Origin of the sequence: Helicobacter equorum, assembly GCF_900198655.1 — a bacterium.
GTDB lineage: Bacteria > Campylobacterota > Campylobacteria > Campylobacterales > Helicobacteraceae > Helicobacter_F > Helicobacter_F equorum.
This window is the reverse complement of the sequence record NZ_FZPO01000050.1, coordinates 1-1996: the sequence shown is the minus strand read 5'-3', so window position 1 is coordinate 1996 and position 1996 is coordinate 1. Positions and strand designations below refer to the sequence as shown.

The following is a 1996-nucleotide window of genomic DNA, read 5'->3' as shown; positions in this document are numbered from 1 at the left end:
TTGATATCGTATATAAAAAACATAATAGAACCAAAAGAAAATTAAAAGTGTTAAGAAATATGGAATATTTCCATAGATAAAAGTTCTTAAATTAGATTTATTTTGCCATATATAACCAATCACACACGCACATGTGATAAATATGCTTGTATGAGAAAAGAGTATTGCTATGAGGCTTATGAATATAAACTTTGGCAAAGCAGTACATTGTATATACAAATATAGGAGCAAAAAACCTAAAAATGCTTCGATACCATATTGTTTAAACTCTGTGCTGTAATGCAAGAGTCCCAAAGAACCACACACAAGTAAGACAAAAAATGTTTGCGTAAAGGAATCGTGAAGTGTTTTTGAAATTTTAAAAGCCAAAAATAATGTGCCCAATGAAGAAACAAATGGCAAAAAATATAAGACATATTCATTTGCACCAAAAATTTCGTATAGGGATTTTGTCCAAAGCAAGAATCCAAGAGGCACACTTTGTGTGAAAGGTAGGGGAGCAAAAAATATTTCTTGCCAAGTTGTATGTGTAATAGAAAACGTTAGGGAGGCTTCATCAAGCCATAAATCTTTATGAAATATGTATTGATAGATTCTAGTACATACACTCGAAAATAAGGCGAGTATAATTAACAATTGATAGATCGTAATTGGTTTTGTGTGGTTTCCTAATAATTTTGTATCAGGGTTGAATACTTGCATTTCTTACTCCTATTTGGTGATACTCAAAGCCTTTAGATTCTAAATGTAGCGTGTGGTAGATATTGCGTCCATCAAAGATAATAGGACTTTTTAGTAATTTTGCTATTTCTTCAAAATCTGGGCTCCTAAACTCTCTCCACTCTGTTACAAGCACCATTGCATCACAATCTTTAAGCGCCTCATATTTGCCTGCCGTAAATGTAATATGTTCTAGTATGTCGCTAAGATAAAACTTCGCTTGTTCTATGGCTTTTGGATCATAAGCCTGTATATGAGCACCACGCTTCACAAGCTCTCGTATAAGCACCAACGCACTTGCTTCACGCATATCATCGGTTTCTGGCTTAAAGGCTAATCCCCATATACCAAATTTTTTAGCCGATAAATCTTTGCCAAAACGCGCACATATCTTTTCTACCAAAAGCATTTTTTGTGCTGCATTGACTGAATCAATAGCTTGTAATATTTGTGGTGTGTAGCCAAAATCTAGCGCAACTTTTTCTAGGGCTTTGACATCTTTGGGAAAACAGCTTCCACCATATCCACACCCTGGATAGATAAAGCTATACCCGATACGTGAATCTGATCCTATGCCAAGTCGCACATCATTGATATTGGCACCCACTCGCTCACAGATTTGACTCATTTCATTGATAAAACTAATTTTGGTTGCAAGCATCGCATTTGCGGCATATTTTGTCATTTCAGCAGATTCTATACCCATGGCAATGAATCTATCACTTTTTACAAGAAATGGTGCATAAAGAGCTTTCATAATCTCTAAAGCCTTAGGAGAATCCGCACCTACTACAACTCTATCAGGGCTCATAAAATCCTTTATTGCCACGCCTTCTTTTAAGAATTCAGGGTTGCTTACTACATCAAAATTTTCTTGTATTCCGCGTTTTTGTAGCTCTTGTGCAATGATTTGACGCACTTTTGTGGCAGTGCCCACAGGCACGGTGGATTTATCCACGATTACTGCATAATTTGTGAGATGCGCCCCTATATCTTTTGCCACGGCACAGACATAGCGTAGATCAGCGCTACCATCTTCGCCCATAGGAGTGCCTACCGCAATAAAAATTACCTCGGCATTACTTAATGATTGTGCTTTGTCTGTGCTAAAGCGTAGAGTGCCTTTTTTGTGATTTTCTAGCACCATGGATTCTAATCCCGGTTCATAGATTGGAATAATACCTTTTTGGAGATTTGTAATTTTTGTAGAATCTACATCAAGGCAGATGACATCATTACCCATTTGGGCAAAACATGCCCCAGCTACAAGTCCTAC

At 36.9% G+C, this 1996-nt stretch carries 2 protein-coding genes; both read right to left on the bottom strand.

Annotation, left to right across the window (positions count from 1 at the left end; all coding sequences use genetic code 11):
• The coding region (locus C6H22_RS08935; RefSeq protein ID WP_233707083.1) for a hypothetical protein at positions 1-702 on the bottom strand (702 nt) is incomplete at its 3' end.
• The coding region (locus C6H22_RS07245) for a UDP-glucose dehydrogenase family protein (protein ID WP_104694634.1) at positions 683-1996 on the bottom strand (1314 nt) is incomplete at its 5' end. The genes C6H22_RS08935 and C6H22_RS07245, both read right to left, overlap by 20 nt.